The sequence below is a fragment of the Pseudomonas zanjanensis genome, assembly GCF_014268745.2.
Lineage (GTDB): Bacteria > Pseudomonadota > Gammaproteobacteria > Pseudomonadales > Pseudomonadaceae > Aquipseudomonas > Aquipseudomonas zanjanensis.
Genome location: NZ_JABWRB020000001.1, coordinates 579,247 through 597,515 on the forward strand (window position 1 = coordinate 579,247; position 18,269 = coordinate 597,515).

An 18,269-nucleotide genomic window follows, 5' to 3' on the forward strand; every position below is an offset into this window, starting at 1 on the left:
AATGCCTGGGAGATTGAGTTAATCCTGAGAGGGGCGGCTTCGCCACCCAGCGGGAGCAAGCTCCCTCGCCACGTTAGATATTCAGGGTTTGCGCAGCGTTTTCTGCCTGAGAATATAAACCGTCACCAGCACCGCGCTGGTGAGCATGAACCCCCGCGCCCATGGCAATGGCACCAGGTAGCAGGACAACAGGATGCTGGCCCACATCAGCCCGATGGCATAGAACTTGCCCTTGAGCGGGATGCCGTTGCCGCTGAGGTAGTCGCGGATCCACGGACCGAGGCGGGGATGCTCTACCAGCCATTGGTAGAAGCGCGGTGAACTGCGAGCGAAGCAGGCGGCGGCCAGCAGCAGGAAGGGGGTGGTGGGCAGGACGGGAATAAAGATGCCGATGACCCCCAGCACCACGCTCAACCAGCCGATGGCCAGTAGAGCGTAACGCAGGATCAGCGAGCGGTTGCCGACGGGCGAGGGCACCCGGTCACTCAGTGGTGGCGAGGCTTGAGGATCGCCGGTTTCTCGTCCGGGGCGTTGCACAGCAGGTACAAGGCGGTGAGGGCTTCGGGGATCTGGACGATCATGTCGTCCATCAGGTTCGCGTCGGCGGCGATGTCGGAAAACTCCGGTTGCTCGTCGAACAGGCCGGAACCCACCATGATCGGCAGCAGCATTTCGCTGACTTCCTCTTCGGCGGTTTCGAACCAGGCGGCTTCGCGTAGGAACACACCTTCCATGAAGCCGATGCACCAGCCGCGCAGCTCCGAATCGTCCGGGTCATCGCCCAGGTCCAGTTCACACGGCAGCTCGAATTCTTCATCGGAAGCCAGTTGGCGGGCGATGTGGGCTTTGAGGCCAATCAGCGTGGCTTCGATTTCGGCGCGCTGGGCTTCGTCGCTGTAGTGCGGCTCTTCGGCGAACAGGGCGTCGATCCACTCACGCTCCGGCACGGTTTCTGCGCAGATGGACAGGGCGGTCAAGTAGCCATGAGCGGCCACGTAGTCCAGCGCTTCGTCGTGCAGCTCATCGGCGTCGAGGAAGACTTGCAGGCGGGTCAGTTGCTCAGCGAAGGACATTACGGGCTACCTTGGGGAATAAACAATGCGGGAATTCTAGGCCTTCTTGAGCGCCCAGGCCAGCCGCGTGGTGGATTTGCCTTGTTGTTGGCCGGGCTTGACTCAAAGTCAGGGCGGTTTGTGGCGAGGGAGCTTGCTCCCGCTGGGGCGCGCAGCGGCCCTGTTTTTGGGGGCGGCTACGCCACCCAGCGGGAGCAAGCTCCCTCGCCACAGGTTTGGGTGTTGTCCAACACTCGCCGCTAGCACCTCCTGTCAGCAGCCCCCTTTGCAACGAAGGCCTCGGGTATACTGCCGCGTTTTGCGATGCCCTGCGGCGTCCCGCCGGTTCGAAACGCGCACTTACGAATTGCCGGTGCAGCGTTTGTGATTCTGAACCAGCCTTGCAGGGATGTTTTGGTGATTTTTGGAGTTTCTATGCTCGAACAGGCTCAACGCGTCCTCAAGGACATCTTCGGCTACGACAGTTTCCGTGGCCGCCAGGGTGCCATTATTGAGCGCGTGGCCAGCGGTGGCGATGCCTTGGTGCTCATGCCCACCGGCGGCGGCAAATCCTTGTGCTTCCAGGTACCGGCGCTGCTGCGCAACGGCCTGGCGGTGGTGGTTTCGCCGCTGATCGCGCTGATGGATGACCAGGTCGCGACCCTCGAGGAACTGGGTGTCGCCGCCGCGGCGCTGAACTCCACCCTCAGCGCCGAGCAACAGCGAGACCTGGCGACGCGGATCAAGCGCGGCGAAGTGAAGATGTTGTACCTGGCCCCGGAACGCCTGGTGCAGCCACGCATGCTGGCGTTCCTGCAGAGCTTGGAAATCGCCCTGTTCGCCATCGATGAAGCCCACTGCGTGTCCCAGTGGGGTCATGACTTCCGGCGTGAATACCTGCAGTTGGGGCAACTGGCGGAACTGTTCCCCGACGTGCCGCGCATCGCCCTGACCGCCACCGCCGACAAGCGCACCCGCGAGGAAATCGTCGAGCGCCTGCATTTGCAGGATGCCGAGCGGTTCCTGTCGAGTTTCGACCGTCCGAATATTTTCTACCGCATCGTGCCCAAGGAGCAGCCGCGCAAGCAGTTGCTGGCGTTCCTCGCCGAGCGCCGCAGCGATGCAGGCATTGTCTATTGCCTGTCGCGCAAGAAGGTCGACGAAGTGGCGGCGTTCCTGTGTGAACAAGGGTTCCCGGCGTTGCCGTATCACGCCGGCCTGCCCAACGACCTGCGGGCCTACCACCAGAAGCGTTTCCTCAACGAGGAAGGCCTGATCATGGTGGCCACCGTGGCGTTCGGCATGGGCATCGACAAGCCCAACGTGCGTTTTGTCGCGCACCTGGACCTGCCCAAGTCCCTCGAGGCGTATTACCAGGAAACCGGGCGCGCCGGCCGTGACGGCTTGCCGGCCGATGCCTGGATGGCCTACGGCCTGCAAGACGTGGTGATGCTCAAGCAGATGTTGCAGAACTCCGAAGGCGATGAGCGGCACAAGCGCCTGGAGCAGCACAAGCTCGACGCCATGCTCTCGCTGTGCGAGGAAACCCGCTGCCGTCGCCAGACGTTGCTGGCCTATTTTGACGAAGACATGCCCCAGCCGTGCGGGCACTGCGACAACTGTGTCGATGGCGTGGAAACCTGGGACGCCACCGAACCGGCCCGCCAGGCCTTGTCGGCGATTTTCCGCACCGGCCAGCGTTATGGCGTCGGGCACCTGGTGGACGTGTTGCTGGGCAAGGACAACGAGAAGGTCCGCAACTTCGGCCACCAGCACCTGACGGTGTTCGGCGTGGGCAAGGCCCGTACCGAGGGCGAGTGGCGTTCATTGTTCCGGCAACTGGTGGCCCGCGGCCTGGCGGACATCGACCTGGAAGGCTACGGCGGCTTGCGTTTGTCCGAAACCTGCCGGCCCCTGCTCAAGGGCGAGGTCACCCTGGAACTGCGCCGCGACCTCAAGCCGGCAACGGCGGTCAAGAGCAGCAAGAGCCAGGCCAGCCAATTGGTCCGTGGCGAAGAGCGCGATCAATGGGAAGCCTTGCGCGCCTTGCGTCGCAAGCTGGCCGAGGAACACGGTGTACCGCCGTACGTCATCTTCCCCGACTCCACGCTGCTGGAAATGCTCCGCAGCCAGCCCACTTCCCTGGCGGAAATGGCCCGGGTCAGCGGTGTGGGGGCGCGCAAGCTGGAGCGTTATGGCGAGGCTTTCCTCCAGGTGCTGGGCGGCGAAGCCGAAGCGCCGAAAGCGGTGGCCGATGTGCGCCACGAACTCATCACCCTGGCTCGGGCCGGCATGACACCGGTGCAGATCGCCGGGCAATTGCAATGCTCGGAAAAAAACGTCTACACGATGCTGGCCGAGGCCATTGGCAAACAGCAGTTATCCCTGGAGCAGGCACTGGATCTGCCCGAGGAGCTGATGGGCGAAGTACAGGACGCGTTCCTGGATGGCGAAGGCGAGTTGCCGCCAGTGTCCGAAGTCGCCGCGTTGTTTGTCGGACGGGTGCCCGAAGGTGTGCTGTACTGCGTCAGGGCTGCATTGCAGTCGGAATTTGAAGTCTGATCAGTGAGTTGCGCTCCTTTAACGATTCAGTACAAGGCCAGCCTTGCTTGAATCCAAAGCTCATGCTTAGCTGACTAATAATTAGTTTTTCTCTATTTCAGATCTGATGAGTTTTTTATGCCGTTAACCGATCAACACCGTTTTGGCATGCAGTTGGCGCAGATGTCCCGAGGCTGGCGTGCCGAACTGGACCGTCGCCTGGCCGGGCTGGGCCTGTCCCAGGCGCGCTGGCTGGTGCTGCTGCACTTGGCCCGTTTCGAACAGGCGCCGACCCAGCGCGAATTGGCCCAGAGCGTCGCGGTCGAAGGCCCGACCCTGGCCCGCTTGCTCGACAGCCTGGAAACCCAGGGGCTGGTACAGCGCCAAGCCGTGGCAGAAGACCGCCGGGCCAAGAAAATCGTGCTCTGCGCACCCGCCCTGCCGTTGATCGAGCAAATCGAAACCATCGCCACGCAATTGCGTCGGGAGCTGTTCGAAGGTGTCGACGAGGCGGACATGCGCGTCTGCATGCGGGTCCATGGCACGATCCTGGCCAACCTGGAAAAATCCTGAGGCATATCCCTGGCGTCAGACTTTTGAGATTCGCCGGTTAGCGAACTATAACCAGTAGTAAGCGTTCCTATTGAGGGCGTTTATGCCGAGGTTGGTTCTGGTAATCGAAAGGGATGCCCATGCTTGAAAGTTTGCAGTCCACGTTGCGCAGTTGGGTCAACGTGTCGATCGTCGTGGGTGCCCTTGGGTTTCCGGCCTTGGCGTCAGCGCTGGGGCTTGGCGAGATCACGCTCCATTCCGCCCTGAACCAGCCGTTGCGTGCCGATATCGCCCTGGTCGACGTGGCCGGGATCAGTGAAGGTGATCTGTCGGCCAGCCTGGCGAGCCCGGACGATTTCAGTCGTGCGGGTGTGGAGCGGGTGTTCTTTCTCAATAACCTGCGCTTTACGCCGGTCTTGCGCGGGGAGCGCAGCTTCATTCGAGTGACCTCCAGCAAACCGGTGGAGGAACCTTTCCTTAATTTCCTGGTGCAGCTCAATCAGCCCAATGGGCGCCTGCTGCGCGAATACACCGTGCTGCTCGACCCTCCGGGCTCACCGGGTATCGTGTCGGAGCGTGACGAGCCTTCCACGGCTGCGCAGCCTGCGCCGAGCCAGGCCACCCCGGCCATCAAGCCCCCGGCGGTACAGGGCAAGCGCTATACGGTCGTGCAGGGAGACAACCCCTGGATCATTGCCCAGCGCCTGCATGACGCTGGCAGTAACGCGTCGGTCAATGAGCTGGTGCAAGGGATCCAGGCCTTGAATCCCGGCAGCGACCGGCTCTCCATCGGCCAACGCCTGTTGTTGCCCGATTCGGCCGTGTTGCCGACATCGGCAGCGACCGCCGCTGGCCAGGCTTCTGCCGCGTCCGATGAGCAGCTGGCCGCCAGCGTGCTGCAAAATCAGCAACAACAGAAGACCATCGAGGAACTGCAAGCGCGGCTCCAGGCCCAGGATGCGGAACTCGCCGGGCAGCGCCAGCAGATCAGCGAATTGCAGACGCAACTGGCTAGGCTCACGACAGTTACGGATTTGCAGTCGCAAGCTGAGGCCGCCCCATCCGTACCTGCGCCTGAAACATTAGAGCAGCCCGCGACAGAACCGGTTGCAGAGCCAGAGGGCATCGATTGGACATGGGTGGCCGGGTTGGTAGCCCTGTTGGGGTTGTTGGCGTTGTTACTGTTCATCCGGCGTCGCCAGCAGCAGGCCGAGTTGGAGCCGATGACCGAGCGCCCCACACCGATGCTGGAGGCGGGCGACGAAAACTTCGACTCAATCCCCGACACGGAGCCCCCCGAGGCGGCGACAACGTTCAATAACGGCGATGCGCCCCTGGGTGATGTGCTGGAGGGCGTCGGGATCTACCTGACCTACGGCCGTTTCACCGAGGCAGCGGGGCTGTTGCGCGCGGCATTGCTGGCGGAGCCTGAACGCACCGACCTGGGCCTGAAACTGCTGGAGGTCCTGGGCAGGCAGGGCGATGTCATCGGTTTCCAGGCCCAGGAAAATCATTTGCTGGGACAGGGGGTCGATGCCGGGACGCTGGAGGACATTCGTGGGCGTTATCCCAAGGTTGCCGCGATCACCGCACCGATAGTGGCTCCGACAGAACCCCAGGCACCGGCGCCTGAAGTTGAACCTGAACCTGAACAGGCGCCGCGTGATGAGTTCGAGCTGGACCTGGATGCGCTGTCCATGGAAACCAGTTGGGACCTTGCCGATGACCAGGACGCCTCCACCGAAAACACACCGGTCGCCCCCCTTGCTAACGACCCGGCCGAGGGTTTGTCGCTTTCAGGTTTCGACGAACCGGAGCTGCAATGGGAAGCGCCCCTGGAAACCGAATCGCTGGACGATGCTTTCCTCGATGGTTTTGCCGATGAAGAACAGGCGCTGGAATTTGAACCACTGGCCCTTGAACCTGTTTCCCTGGACACCCTGTCCCTCGAACCCCAGCCCCCGGAACATTCGGCCAAGCTGGAACAGGCCCAGAACTGCATCGACGATGGCGACCTGAAGACCGCCGTGACCCTGCTTGAAGAGTTGCTCGAAGAGGGCGACGAACCCCTGAAGGAGACTGCCCGGGTGCTGCTGGCTGGGATTCGCTGAAGCTGTTGATGGATGTCGAGTCAACGGGCCCCTTCGCGAGCAAGCCCGCTCCCACAGGGATCTTTGGTACACAGAGAATCCAATGTGGGAGCGAGCCTGCTCGCGAAGGCGGCAGCACAGCCAACATCACTGGCACAGACCCACCGCTATCGCGAGCAGGCTCGCTCCCACAGGGATCTCTGGTGGACAGGGATTTTCGCGTATATCCCGAATCCAGTGTGGGAGCGAGCCTGCTCGCGAAGGCGGCAGCACAGCCAACATCACTGGCACAGACCCACCGCTATCGCGAGCAAGCTCGCTCCCACAGGGATCTTTGGTGGACAGGGATTTCGCCTACATCCCGAATCCAGTGTGGGAGCGGGCTTGCTCGCGAAGGCGTCAGGTCAGCCCCTCTACCTTTCCCAGGCAAACGCCTACTTCTCAAAACGTCTGCCCCAGGTTCAGGTAAACCGCCTGTTCATCATCGTCGTTAAACCCATAGCTGAAATTCAGTGGCCCCAGCGGCGTATCGAAGCCGAGGAAAATGCTCGCGGCATTGATGTAGCCGCTGTCGAACTCGTTGTCGTTGTTCCAGGCCCGGCCGCGCTCCAACGAGCCACCGATGTACAGCGGGAAGTCCAAGGGCAGGTAGGCCCGCGGTGTGAGGCGGCGGTAATACACGGCACGCATCAGGCTCATGTTCTGTCCGGACACTCCATCTTCGCGAAAGCCCGACAATTGCCGCGCGCCACCGAGCACAAAGCTGGACGTCACCACCTCGGCGGTGTCCAAGGTGCGGCCGTAGCGCCCGCCCAGGATGAAAGTGTCCGGGCCGCTGCTCAGGGCCTTGTCCAGTTTGAACTCCCATTGACGGTAACGTTGGTCGGAGCCCAGCCCCGGTTCGTATTGGCGCCAGCTCAAGCCGATGTCTTCCCCTTCATGGGGGAAATACACACTGTCCAGGGAGTCGAACGAATACTTGAGCTCGTAGAAACCCTCGTTGAAATTCTCGCTGGGCTGGTCGTGGTCGCCGATGCGCACATCGGCCTTGCCCCAGGCTTGGCCGACACCGAAGCGAATTTCACCACTGTTGCCAATCTGGCGGCCCACGTTCAGCCCGAAGCCATAGCGCTCGACGCGATATTGGGCCACGGGGTCGTTGTCCAGGATGGACTCCACATTGCGCGATTCGAATTGCCCGTAGGGGGCGATGAAGTAGCGCGAGCCGACATCCAATGGCTGGTAGAACTCGCTGTACAACTCCTGCTTGTCGCCGATCTGCGCCCGGGTCAGCCATTCGGCACCCAGGCGATTGATGCCGTTGACCCGATAACTGGCTCCCAGGTTGAAAGCGCTGTCGCCGCGCATGTCGTCCGACAGGCTCAGCCCCAGCCGCAGATAATCGGTGCCGGTCCGTCGGCCCCGGGCGCTGATCACCAGCGTACGGTCCTGGCCTTTGTGGACCACGCGGTATTGAACCTGCTCGAAGTAATCCAGGCCGTACAGCGTACCCATGTCGGTCTGCAGGCGAGCCAGGTCCAGCGGCTCGCCAATCTGCTGGCGAATGTAATAGCGAATCACGTCATCGCCGACTTTGGAGTCGTTCTCCACGCGAATGGCGGTAATGACCGGCGTGCGTTCGCTGGGCGTACGCGCGGCCATGAGTTCGGCGTCGGGTGTCTCGGACGGGCGTAGCGGGGCCAGGCGGGCGTCGAGTATGCGGGTGGCGCGGTAGCCGGCGTCGATCATTTCCTGGGCACGGCCGAAGTCGGTAGAGCCGAAGCTCGCCAGGGCCGGCTGGATCAATACGTCGTCTTTTTTCAGGGTCGCCAGTTGCTCTTCAGAGTTGCGCCGGGTCATCAGGGTGGTCGATTGGTTCAGCACATCGACCACCGTGACCAGTTGCTTGCGGGTGCGCAGCGGCGTGCCGATGTCGACCACAATGGCCATGTCCACGCCCATTTCCCGGGCCACATCCAACGGGATGTTATCGGCCATGCCACCGTCCACCAGCAGCCGGCCGTCCAGTTCCACCGGGGCGAACACCGCCGGGATCGACATGCTGGCGCGAATGACCTTGGGCAGGTGGCCTTTGCGGAACACCACCTTTTCGCCGGTGGCGATGTCAGTGGCGACGGCGCGAAACGGGATCGGCAGTTTGTCGAAGTCACGCGTATCGCTGGCATGGGCCAGCAGGCTTTCGAGCAGCAGGGCCAGGTTCTGGCCCTGGATCACCCCCAAGGGCAGGCCGAGGCTGCCGTCGTCACGAAAGCTCAGTTTTTGCTTCACGAGAAAATCCCGGTCATCCTGTTTGCGCCGGAACGGCACGTCCTTGCGCGGCGGCGCGTCCGACAAGGCCTGTTGCCAGTCGATGCCCAGGGCGAGTTTTTCCAGTTCGTCGATCTTGTAGCCCGAGGCGTACAGCCCGCCGATCACCGCGCCCATGCTGGTGCCGGCAATGGCATCGATCTTGATGCCTTGCTCTTCCAAGGCCTTGAGCACACCGATGTGGGCCAGTCCCCGCGCCGCGCCGCCGGACAGTACCAGGCCGATTTTCGGCCGCGGTGCTTCGACAGCCTGGACGAAAAGGGGCAACAGCAGCAGAAGCAGGAGGGGCAGGAGGCGGCGCATCGTCAATCTCGGGGCGGGCGATCAAAGGCGGGTATTATAACGACGCCTTAGCACCCAGGAGTCCACCCGCCATGACCGAACACAAACCGGAAGTCGTCATTACCTATTGCACCCAGTGCCAATGGTTGCTGCGCGCCGCCTGGCTGGCCCAGGAACTGCTCAGCACCTTTGGCGACGACCTGGGCAAAGTGTCCCTGGTGCCGGGCACCGGCGGTGTATTCCACATCAGCTGTGACGGTACGCAGATCTGGGAGCGCAAGGCCGATGGCGGTTTCCCCGAGGCCAAGGTCCTCAAGCAGCGGGTCCGCGACCGGATCGACCCGGAGCGGGACCTGGGCCACAACGATCGGGTTCAGTGAGACGCGGCTTGGGTCTCCACCCGCGGTTTTTTCGAGCCGCCCAGTTGGCTTGAGATCACGATGGCCGTGATGATCACCACGCCGCCCAGCAACATGCGCAACGTCGGGCGCTCGTCGAACAGCCACCAGGCCATGGCGATGCCGTAGACCGGTTCCATGGCAAAGACCACCGCCGCCGTTCGGGCCTTGATCACGGCCAGGCTGGCGACGAACAGGCTGTGGGCCAGGCCGGTGCAAAACACGCCGAGCAAGCCGATCCACAACCAGTCGATGGGGCGAACATCGCTCAATTGCGGTGCGGCCACCGGCAGCAGGCACAACCCGACCACCACGTTCTGGCACAGCGCGGCCTGCACCGGCGGCACATGGGCGGAACCAGCACGGTTGGTCAATGACAACAGGGAGAACAGCAGCCCCGAGGCCACGGCCCAGAGCAGGCCGGTGGTGGCACCGCTGGCCAGGTCGAAGCTCGGCGTGACCAGCACCAGGCCGACGCTCACCAACACCACCAGCCAGATTTCATTGGCGCGAATCCGCTCGCGAAAGATCAGCCCCTCGAGCAATACCGTGAAGGCCGGGAAACTGGCGAACCCCAGCGTGGCGATTGCCACGCCGGCCACTTTCACCGCGATGAAGAAGCTCACCCAGTGCCCGGCCAGCAACAGGCCGCCCAGCAGCAATCGCCGACCATCCTCGGCCCGCAGTTTCTGCCAGCGGCTGCGGCTGGCGAACCGGGCAAACACCGCCAGGGCCAGCACGGCGAAGACGGCGCGACCGAACACGATGACCGCTGGCGAGGCTGCGGCGAGTTTGCCGAAGACACCGGTCAGGCCAAACATGAGTGCGCCAATGTGCAGGGCGCCGAGGGCAGTACGAGGCGTCATTTCGATCCTTTCAACAGACAGTGGGGCAACTGGTGAATGTCTTCTGTGGGAGCGAGCCTGCTCGCGAAAGCGCTGGTCCAGGCAATGCAGATATTGACTGACAGATAGCAATCGCGAGCAGGCTCGCTCCCACAGGGCTGTTCCCCTCACAGATTGCAGTATTTAAGCGCGGTTGAGGCGGCTGTGTCTGTCGCGAGCCTAGCGATTTTTAGCGCGAACCTAGCGCTGATGCCGCAGCTTGCCCGGCGTGGCGCCGAATTCGCGCAGCACCGCCGCGGCGAAAGCACTCTGGGAGCTGTAGCCGACCTGATGGGCGATCTCGCCGATGGGCAGGTCCGACTCCCGCAACAACGCCACGGCCTGGTGCAAGCGGCGGCTACGGATGTACGCCATCGGGGTTTGCCCGCACTCGGCGATGAAACGCGCGTGCAGGCGGGCACTGGAAAGGCCGGCGACCCGTGCCAGGTCCGCCACTTGCAGCGGGTAGGCCGCGTTCTGGTCGATGTGGGCGTTGAGCGCGGCATAGGGCAGGCGCCGGCCACCGAGGGTTTCCCGGCGAACGCCGTTGAGACTCGCCAGCAGCAGTACTGCGCCTTGCTGGGCGATCACCGGGTCGTCCACCGGGCTGCCCGCCAGCCAACTGACCAACTGGCTTTGCCCCGCGTCCAGGGGCAGGCGAACGCTGTCGTCGAGCAAGCGGCGGCTGGCGTCGGCGTGATCCCCCAGGCATTGTCCGACCCAGTCGTCACTGGGCACATCCAGTACCAGGCAGCGGCTGCCGTGGGGGCTGCCACAGCCATGATGGGCGCCGGCAGGTACCACCACGAAACTTTGTTGCACCACTTGGCTGCCACGACCTTCGACCTCGAAGTCCAGCGCGCCGGACAACCCGAACACCAGCTGCGCGTGGTCGTGGCTGTGGGCGATCAAGTCGTGGCTGTAGTGGCGTAGCGTGAGGATCGGTCGCATCGCGGTCTCCCGTGTCAGGCCGCCAGCATACACCGAGGGGCAACGCCCGGCGCTGTCATGCAATGGACTTGTGTTTGTCATAGGCCATTAACCGCTGGGGTGCACAGTGGCGAAAACGATCAGAGGGTTGCCCAATGACCAGCGCCGAGCTCGCCAAACCCAGCCGCAAGCAGCGTGTACGCACCCTGTGGATCTCCGATGTGCACCTGGGCACCCGGGACTGCCAGGCCGAGCACCTGTCGCAGTTTCTCAAGGGCTACCACGCCGACAAGATCTACCTGGTGGGGGACATCATCGACGGCTGGAAGCTGCGCGGTGGCATGTATTGGCCCCAGGCCCACACCAACGTCATTCGCCGCTTGCTGACCATGAGCAAGCGCGGTACCGAAGTGATCTACGTCACTGGCAACCATGACGAATTCCTGCGGCGCTATTCGAAGCTGATCCTGGGCAATATCCAGTTGGTGGACGAAGCGGTGCACGTCACCGCCGATGGCCGGCACCTGCTGGTGATCCATGGCGACCAGTTCGATGTCATCACCCGTTACCACCGTTGGCTGGCGTTCCTCGGGGACTCAGCCTACGAATTCACCCTCACGCTGAACCGCTGGCTCAACCACTGGCGGGCCCGTTATGGCTACGGTTACTGGTCGCTGTCGGCGTATCTCAAGCACAAGGTGAAGACGGCCGTCAGCTTTATCAGCGACTTCGAAGAAGCCATCGCCCACGAGTGCGTGAAGCGCGAATTGCATGGCGTGGTCTGTGGGCACATCCACCATGCCGAGATGCGCAAGGTGGGCGAGGTGGAATACCTCAATTGTGGCGACTGGGTCGAATCCTGCACGGCGCTGATCGAACATTGGGATGGGACGATCGAGTTGTATCGGTTGGCGGACGCCCAGGCGCGGGAGGCGCTGGCCAAGACTGAGTTGAAAGTGACTGAGCCTGCCTAGGCCAGTCTGCCTGTTTCTCAAGCCCACAGAGTGCTTGTGTGGCGAGGGAGCTTGCTCCCGCTGGCTGCGCAGCAGCCCTGGAAAAGAGGGGCGCTTCGCGCCCAGCGGGAGCAAGCTCCCTCGCCACAGGTTTTTCTGCGTCCATTGGATTCAGGCTTGCTCCGCCATCGCCGCCTTGTAGATCGATTGCTTCGGCGCGGCAAACAGCCTTTCCAGCATCGGCTCGAAGAAGCTCAACGGCAATGTGTCGTACTCGGGATCGAACGCCGCCGCGTCGTATTTCGCACAGAAATCAATGGTCGCCTGGTACTGCGGATGTTCGAAAAACTGCTCGCGCAGGTGCCGGTCCATGCCCAGGTGATGGAAGAAGTAATAACCCTGGAAAATTCCGTGCTTCTCCACCATCCACAGGTTTTCGGCGCTGACGAAGGGCTTGAGGATCGCCGCGGCGATGTCCGGGTGGTTATACGAACCCAAGGTGTCGCCGATGTCGTGGAGCAGGGCGCAGACCACGTATTCCTCATCGCGCCCGTCACGGTAGGCACGGGTGGCGGTTTGCAAGGAATGGGTCAGGCGGTCCACTGGGAACCCGCCAAAATCACCGTCCAGCAGTCTTAAGTGGGCCAGGATCCGGCCCGACAACTGTCGCGCGTAGGCGCTGAAGTCGGCCGCGATGATCGCCCAATCTTGCGCAGTGCCTTCTTGCATGTGGGTGAAGCGTGCGTGGTTGCTCATCGACACTCCTTATCAGAACGCGACCTTGCCCAGCAGCATGTCGCGGTACATGACGAAATCACCGAGCAGGCTGTAGAGCGGATGCTGGAAGGTGGCGGGACGGTTCTTTTCGAAGAAGAAGTGCCCGACCCAGGCAAAGCCGTAACCGGCCACCGGCAGGGCGACCCACAGCCACCAGGCGCCCACGACGAGGGCCATGACGAATACCAGGATGACCAGGGAGGTGCCGATGAAATGCAATCGTCGGCAGGTGCCGTTGCTGTGTTCGCTGAGGTAATACGGGTAGAACTCGGCGAAGGTATTGAATCGTTTGGCGTTTTCCACGACTGCGCTCTCTGTGGTTATTATTCTGGCGATCACTGCTTAAGGCTTCTAACTCAAGTCTAGAACCATCATTTACTACAGCCAGTGACAATCAGCGCCACTTTAGTATCCTTCGCAAATCCAGCCGTACCCTGCGGCTCGTCATGCAAGTAAAACGTCATGAGCGAACGAACGACTTCTTCAAGCTGGGCGATGGGGATTGTCAAGGCGTTGGAAATGGACGGCCTGGATTGTCGGGCGCTGTTCAATCAATTGGGGCTGGATTTCGATGCGCTGGACGATCCGGATGCACGGTTCCCCCAGGACTCGATGACACGGCTCTGGCAACGGGCGGTGGAGTTGTCGGGCAACCCGGCCATTGGCTTGAACATGGGCAAGGTGGTGCGCCCGGCCTCGTTCCATGTGGCGGGCTACGCCTTGATGTCCAGTCGCACCCTGGTGGAGGGTTTCCAACGGCTGGTGCGGTACCAGCGGATCATCGCCGAAAGCGCCGACTTGAGTTTCCGCCCGTTGGAAGGCGGCTATGGGCTGATCCTGACCGTGCATGGCGACCATCTGCCCCCGACCCGCCAAAGCGCCGAAGCGTCCCTGGCCTGTGCGCTGGCCCTGTGCAGCTGGTTGACTGGGCGCACCCTGCATCCGGTAAAGGTGCTGTTCCAGGGCGCCGAACCCTCGGACCCGGCGCCTTATCAGCGAGCTTTTCACGCGCCGTTGGTGTTCGGCGCTCCTTACGACGCGCTGATCTTCGAACGGGCCGACATGGAGGCGCCGCTGCCAACGGCCAATGAAGCCATGGCGCAGTTGCACGATCGGTTTGCCGGGGAATACCTCGCGCGTTTCTCGGAAAGCCGCGTGACCCACAAGGCACGACAAGTCTTGTGTCGGTTGTTGCCCCAGGGGGAACCCAAGCGAGACGTGGTGGCGCAGACGTTGCACCTGTCCCAGCGCACCTTGCAACGGCGCTTGCAGGAAGAGGGCACCAGTTTCCAGAGCCTGCTGGAGGACACCCGCCGCGAGCTGGCCGAGCAGTACCTGGCACAGCCGGGCATGACGCTGCTGGAAATCGCCTACCTGTTGGGATTTGCCGACCCGAGCAATTTTTTCCGGGCCTTTCGCCGCTGGTTCGACACCACGCCCGGCGAATACCGGGCGCGATTGGCGAGCCAGCCTGAACCGGTCAGTGACGCCAGAACGCCGGGATACACAGCACGAACACGGTGATGATCTCCAGCCGGCCCAGCAACATGCCCCCCGACAGAATCCACTTGGCGGCGTCCGGCAGCGGTGCGAAGTTGCCGGCCGGCCCGATGGTTTCCCCCAGCCCCGGGCCGACGCCCGACACGGTACTGGCCGCACCGGTCAACGCCGTCATCCATTCCACCCCCAACAGCGACAGCAGCAGGGCGATCACGCAGATCGTGATGGCGAAGAAGAACGAAAACGTCAGGATCGAGCGGACGATTTCCTCGTCGAGGCGATGACCGTTGTATTTTTGCTTGATCACCGCACGGGGATGGATCAATTGATTAAGGTTGGCCCGCAGCAGGATGTAGGCGACTTGGAAGCGAAAGATCTTGATCCCGCCGGCCGTCGAACCCGAGCAACCGCCGACGAACCCCAGGTAGAAGAACAGCATCAGCGAAAAATTGCCCCACAGGCTGTAGTCGCCGAGGGCGAAGCCGGTGGTGGTGACGATGGACGTCACGTTCAGCGCCACGTGCCGCAGGGCGTCCAGCCAATGCAGGTCGGTGGTCGCCCAATACCAGGTGCCGAGCACCAGCCAGGTCACCAGCAGCACGCCAATGAGCCCCTGGACCTGCTGGTCCTTGATCAACGCCCGGCGATTGCCCCGCAACATCGAGACGTACAGGGCAAACGGCAGGCTGCCGAGGATCATGATGACGATGGCGACCCAGTGCACCGCCGGCTGGGTCCACTTGGCCAGGGACAGGTCCGAGGTGGAGAAGCCGCCGGTGGAAATCGCCGACATCGAATGGTTGATGGCATCGAACAGGCTCATCCCGGCCCACCAGAGCGCCAGGGTGCCAAGAATGGTGATGCCCACGTAGGCCGCCACGATCAATCGCGCCACCATGTGGGAGCGGGGCATGACTTTTTCCGAGCGGTCCGATGACTCGGTCTGGAACAGCCGCATGCCACCGATGCGCAGCAGGGGCAGGATCGCCACCGCCATGCCGATGAAGCCGATACCGCCGAGCCAGTGCAGCAGCGAGCGCCACATCAGGATGCCCGGCGACATATTGTCCAGGCCGCTCAGGACGGTGGCGCCGGTGGCGGTGATGCCCGACATGCTTTCGAAGAACGAATCCGTATAGCTGATGTGCTGGGTCAGCAGGAACGGCAGCGCAGCGAAGATACACACCACCAGCCAGCTGCTGACGGTCAGCAGGTACATGTCCCGCGGCCGCAGGTGGATGTGTTCCGGGCGCCCGGGAAGTACCAGCGCCAGGCCGGCGAGGAACGTGATCATGCTCGACCAGAGGAACGACGGCAGGTCGCCAGTGCGCTCGAAGATCATCAGCGTGACCATGGGCACGACCATGAAGATCGCCAGGGTGATCAGGAAGATGCCGATGATGAAACCGATGATTCGCAGGGTCGGCAACGCCATGAAGTCCGCTCAGGCTGAAAGGGAAGGGCGCCATTCTACCTGCGGCCAGCGTCCTGTAAACCGGCACTCGGCGGCGCCTGGCTGCCTGGCCGCGGAATTTGCGCTAACGGACTCGCCGCACAGCCACTAGAATAGCTGGACATTTTTTCAGGAGGTGGCCGATGCAGGCTCTCGACGCTTTGCTCAACCGTGTTTCCGTCCCGCGCCTGGTGGAGCCGGCACCCACGCCGGAACAGCGCGAGCTCATGTTCGCCGCGGCCATGCGGGCACCGGATCACGGCCAGTTGCGGCCATGGCGCTTCTTGACGGTGGAAGGGCAGGCGCGGCATCGCATGGGCGAGCTGCTGGCCGAAGCGGCAAAGTTCAATGACCCGCTGGTGCCCGAAGCCGTCGTGGAAAAGGCCCTCAATGGCCCATTGCGCGCGCCCCTGGTCGTGGTGGTGATCGCCCGTCTGCAGGACCATTTCAAAATCCCGAAATCCGAGCAACTGCTGGCGGCTGGCTGCGCGGCCCATGGCATCCTGCTGGCCGCGTATGCCCAGGGGATTGGTGGCGTGTGGCGCACCGGCGAACTGGCGTACTCGCCACATGTGGCCCGGGGGCTTGGCCTGGAAGACGGGGAGGAAGTAATTGGTCTCCTCTACCTGGGCACGCCGCAGAAAGAAGCGCGTACCGCACCGCAGGAAGATGTGGGGCAGTTTGTCCGGGAGTGGACGGGCCAATAACGGCTCAAGGGCGGCGGATGACTTGAGGCTGGTTTGATCCACCGTGGCGAGGGAGCTTGCTCCCGCTGGGCGGCGAAGCCGCCCCAAGTGGAACAGCGCTACCCTCAGGCACACCGCGCCAGGCCAGTTTACGACTGCTGCGCAGCCGAGCGGGAGCAAGCTCCCTCGCCACACAATCAACAGCCGACGGTGGTGTTATCTGCACGCGTCGGCAATCGCCTCGGCCAGCAAGTCCAGGCGCGTGGCATCGATACCGGCCACGTTGGCCCGGCCGGTGCCGACCATGTAGACGCTGTGGCGTTCGCGCAGGTGCTTGACCTGTTCCGGCGTCAGGCCGGTGTAGGAAAACATCCCGCGTTGCACGCCGATATGGGCGAAGCGCTCGCGCAGACCATGGGGTTCGAGGGCTTCCAGCAAACCGCTGCGCAATTGCGCGATGCGCAGGCGCATGGCCTGGACTTCATCGGCCCACAGGCTCTTGAGTTCCGGGTTGCCGAGGATGGTCGCCACCACGGCTGCGCCATGGTCGGGTGGCGTCGACCACAGGTTGCGGGCGATGTTGGCCAATTGGCTGCGGATATCGATCAGTTTTTCGCCGTCCCGGGCGCAGACGATCAACGCACCCGTACGGTCGCGGTACAGGCCGAAGTTCTTCGAACAGGAGCTGGTAATCAGCACTTCCGGCAACGCTTCGGCAAATAGCCGGACCGCCCAGGCGTCCTGTTCCAAGCCATCGCCAAAGCCTTGGTAGGCGAAGTCGATCAGCGGCAGCAGGTCGCGGCTGCGCACCACTTCCAGCAGCTGCTGCCATTGCTCATGGGACAGGTCGAACCCTGTCGGGTTGTGGCAGCAGGCATGCAGCAAGACCACATCGCCTTTGGGCGCTTGGTTCAGGGTTGCCAGCATCGCCTCGAAATCCAAGCGGTTATCGGCGCCCACATAAGGGTAATGGCTGACCTTGACCCCGGCCGTGGCGAAAATGGTTTCGTGGATCGGCCAGGTCGGGTTGCTCAGCCAGACGCCACGGCCCGGCAGGCACTGGGCGATGAAGTCGGCGCTTAGGCGCAGGGCACCAGTGCCGCCGGGTGTCTGGGTGGCGCCGGCGCGTTTTGCGCTGATCATCGGCGAGTCGGCGCCCAGCACCAGCTCATTGATCAACTGGCCGAACGCGGCGTCGCCATGACCGCCGATGTAGGTCTTGGTGACCTGGCGATCCACCAGTCGCTGCTCGGCCTGCTTCACCGATTGAAGGATCGGCGTCAGGCCTTGGGCGTCCTTATAGACGCCCACGCCCAGGTCGAACTTGCTCGGGTTGCTATCCGCCCCGTAGGCCTCCATCAGGCCGAGGATCGGATCGCCGGGTACCCGGCCGATGGCGTCGAAATGCATTACTTGCGGCCCTCGGCGGTCTTGGCCACGTCATCGGTGCGAGCGGCCATGATGAAGTCGTTGCGGTGCAGGCCCTTGATGGAGTGGCTCCACCAGGTCACGGTGACTTTGCCCCACTCGGTGAGCAGGCCTGGGTGGTGGCCTTCGGCCTCGGAGATCTCGCCAACGGCGTTGGTGAACGCCAGGGCGTGCTTGAAGTTCTTGAACAGGAAAACTTTTTCCAGCTGCATGACGCCGTCGCGCACTTCGATGTTCCAGTCTGGGATCTGTTTGATCAACACCGGCAATTCTTCGTCGCTGACTTGTGGGGCATCGGCGCGGCAGGCTTCGCAGTGGGCTTGGTTCAGAGTGTTCATGGTGTGTTCCTGGATCGAATATTTGAAAAACGTCGATGCACCCACGCTAAAGCAAAGCCGCGTCGTGCAACAGACTC

17 protein-coding genes are annotated in these 18,269 nt (G+C 62.7%); 7 read left to right on the forward strand and 10 right to left on the reverse strand.

Annotated features, from left to right (window positions below; translation table 11 throughout):
- Positions 1 to 81 precede the first annotated feature (81 nt).
- Positions 82 to 477, reverse strand: coding sequence for a YbaN family protein (locus tag HU715_RS02730; RefSeq protein ID WP_186704627.1), 396 nt, complete (start codon positions 475 to 477; stop codon positions 82 to 84).
- A gap of 8 nt (positions 478 to 485) precedes the next feature.
- Positions 486 to 1,073, reverse strand: coding sequence for a UPF0149 family protein (locus HU715_RS02735; protein WP_186704628.1), 588 nt, complete (start codon positions 1,071 to 1,073; stop codon positions 486 to 488).
- 414 nt (positions 1,074 to 1,487) lie between these two features.
- On the opposite strand from HU715_RS02735, the gene recQ reads away from it, so the two are divergent.
- The 3 genes from recQ to HU715_RS02750 all read left to right on the forward strand — a co-directional run bounded on the left by recQ (position 1,488) and on the right by HU715_RS02750 (position 6,256).
- Complete coding sequence (gene recQ, locus HU715_RS02740; protein ID WP_186704629.1) at positions 1,488 to 3,614, forward strand: DNA helicase RecQ; 2,127 nt, start codon at positions 1,488 to 1,490, stop codon at positions 3,612 to 3,614.
- Between the two features lie 117 nt (positions 3,615 to 3,731).
- Positions 3,732 to 4,166 carry a MarR family transcriptional regulator gene (locus tag HU715_RS02745; protein WP_003199001.1) on the forward strand — a complete coding sequence of 145 codons (435 nt, stop codon included), beginning with the start codon at positions 3,732 to 3,734 and terminating at the stop codon, positions 4,164 to 4,166.
- A 119-nt stretch (positions 4,167 to 4,285) separates the two neighbouring features.
- Entirely contained in the window at positions 4,286 to 6,256 is a 1,971-nt protein-coding gene (locus HU715_RS02750) for a FimV/HubP family polar landmark protein (RefSeq protein WP_186704630.1), read from the forward strand.
- 420 nt (positions 6,257 to 6,676) lie between these two features.
- Here HU715_RS02750 and HU715_RS02755 read toward each other — a convergent pair whose 3' ends face one another.
- Positions 6,677 to 8,866 (reverse strand): patatin-like phospholipase family protein, encoded by a 2,190-nt coding sequence (locus HU715_RS02755; RefSeq protein ID WP_186704631.1) that lies wholly within the window; start codon positions 8,864 to 8,866, stop codon positions 6,677 to 6,679.
- Positions 8,867 to 8,937: 71 nt separating this feature from the next.
- On the opposite strand from HU715_RS02755, the gene HU715_RS02760 reads away from it, so the two are divergent.
- Positions 8,938 to 9,225 (forward strand): Rdx family protein, encoded by a 288-nt coding sequence (locus tag HU715_RS02760; protein WP_003199006.1) that lies wholly within the window; start codon positions 8,938 to 8,940, stop codon positions 9,223 to 9,225.
- Here HU715_RS02760 and HU715_RS02765 read toward each other — a convergent pair.
- Positions 9,219 to 10,109: a DMT family transporter gene (locus tag HU715_RS02765; protein WP_186704632.1), complete on the reverse strand. Its 891-nt coding sequence runs from the start codon at positions 10,107 to 10,109 to the stop codon at positions 9,219 to 9,221. The two genes, HU715_RS02760 and HU715_RS02765, sit on opposite strands and share 7 nt — an antisense overlap.
- Before the next feature lie 219 nt (positions 10,110 to 10,328).
- Positions 10,329 to 11,078, reverse strand: coding sequence for a helix-turn-helix transcriptional regulator (locus HU715_RS02770; protein WP_186704749.1), 750 nt, complete (start codon positions 11,076 to 11,078; stop codon positions 10,329 to 10,331).
- Between the two features lie 134 nt (positions 11,079 to 11,212).
- Between HU715_RS02770 and HU715_RS02775 the strand changes: the two genes are divergently transcribed.
- The gene (locus HU715_RS02775) at positions 11,213 to 12,031 is read left to right on the forward strand and encodes a UDP-2,3-diacylglucosamine diphosphatase (protein ID WP_186704633.1); all 819 of its coding nucleotides are present in this window, start codon (positions 11,213 to 11,215) and stop codon (positions 12,029 to 12,031) included.
- Positions 12,032 to 12,181: 150 nt separating this feature from the next.
- Here the strand turns inward: HU715_RS02775 and HU715_RS02780 are convergent, their stop codons facing one another.
- Positions 12,182 to 12,766 (reverse strand): HD domain-containing protein, encoded by a 585-nt coding sequence (locus tag HU715_RS02780; protein ID WP_186704634.1) that lies wholly within the window; start codon positions 12,764 to 12,766, stop codon positions 12,182 to 12,184.
- A gap of 12 nt (positions 12,767 to 12,778) precedes the next feature.
- Positions 12,779 to 13,090 carry an Mpo1-like protein gene (locus HU715_RS02785; RefSeq protein WP_186704635.1) on the reverse strand — a complete coding sequence of 104 codons (312 nt, stop codon included), beginning with the start codon at positions 13,088 to 13,090 and terminating at the stop codon, positions 12,779 to 12,781.
- A 159-nt stretch (positions 13,091 to 13,249) separates the two neighbouring features.
- On the opposite strand from HU715_RS02785, the gene HU715_RS02790 reads away from it, so the two are divergent.
- Positions 13,250 to 14,311, forward strand: coding sequence for an AraC family transcriptional regulator (locus HU715_RS02790; RefSeq protein WP_186704636.1), 1,062 nt, complete (start codon positions 13,250 to 13,252; stop codon positions 14,309 to 14,311).
- Here HU715_RS02790 and HU715_RS02795 read toward each other — a convergent pair.
- The gene (locus HU715_RS02795) at positions 14,268 to 15,722 is read right to left on the reverse strand and encodes a TrkH family potassium uptake protein (RefSeq protein WP_186704637.1); all 1,455 of its coding nucleotides are present in this window, start codon (positions 15,720 to 15,722) and stop codon (positions 14,268 to 14,270) included. The genes HU715_RS02790 and HU715_RS02795 overlap by 44 nt on opposite strands.
- A gap of 161 nt (positions 15,723 to 15,883) precedes the next feature.
- On the opposite strand from HU715_RS02795, the gene HU715_RS02800 reads away from it, so the two are divergent.
- Positions 15,884 to 16,447: an NAD(P)H nitroreductase gene (locus HU715_RS02800; protein ID WP_186704638.1), complete on the forward strand. Its 564-nt coding sequence runs from the start codon at positions 15,884 to 15,886 to the stop codon at positions 16,445 to 16,447.
- 195 nt (positions 16,448 to 16,642) lie between these two features.
- Here HU715_RS02800 and HU715_RS02805 read toward each other — a convergent pair whose 3' ends face one another.
- Both HU715_RS02805 and HU715_RS02810 read right to left on the reverse strand, forming a co-directional pair.
- Positions 16,643 to 17,836, reverse strand: coding sequence for an amino acid aminotransferase (locus tag HU715_RS02805; RefSeq protein ID WP_186704639.1), 1,194 nt, complete (start codon positions 17,834 to 17,836; stop codon positions 16,643 to 16,645).
- Positions 17,836 to 18,192 carry a 4a-hydroxytetrahydrobiopterin dehydratase gene (locus HU715_RS02810; protein WP_003184087.1) on the reverse strand — a complete coding sequence of 119 codons (357 nt, stop codon included), beginning with the start codon at positions 18,190 to 18,192 and terminating at the stop codon, positions 17,836 to 17,838. The genes HU715_RS02805 and HU715_RS02810 overlap by 1 nt, the downstream gene beginning before the upstream one ends.
- Positions 18,193 to 18,269 lie beyond the last annotated feature (77 nt).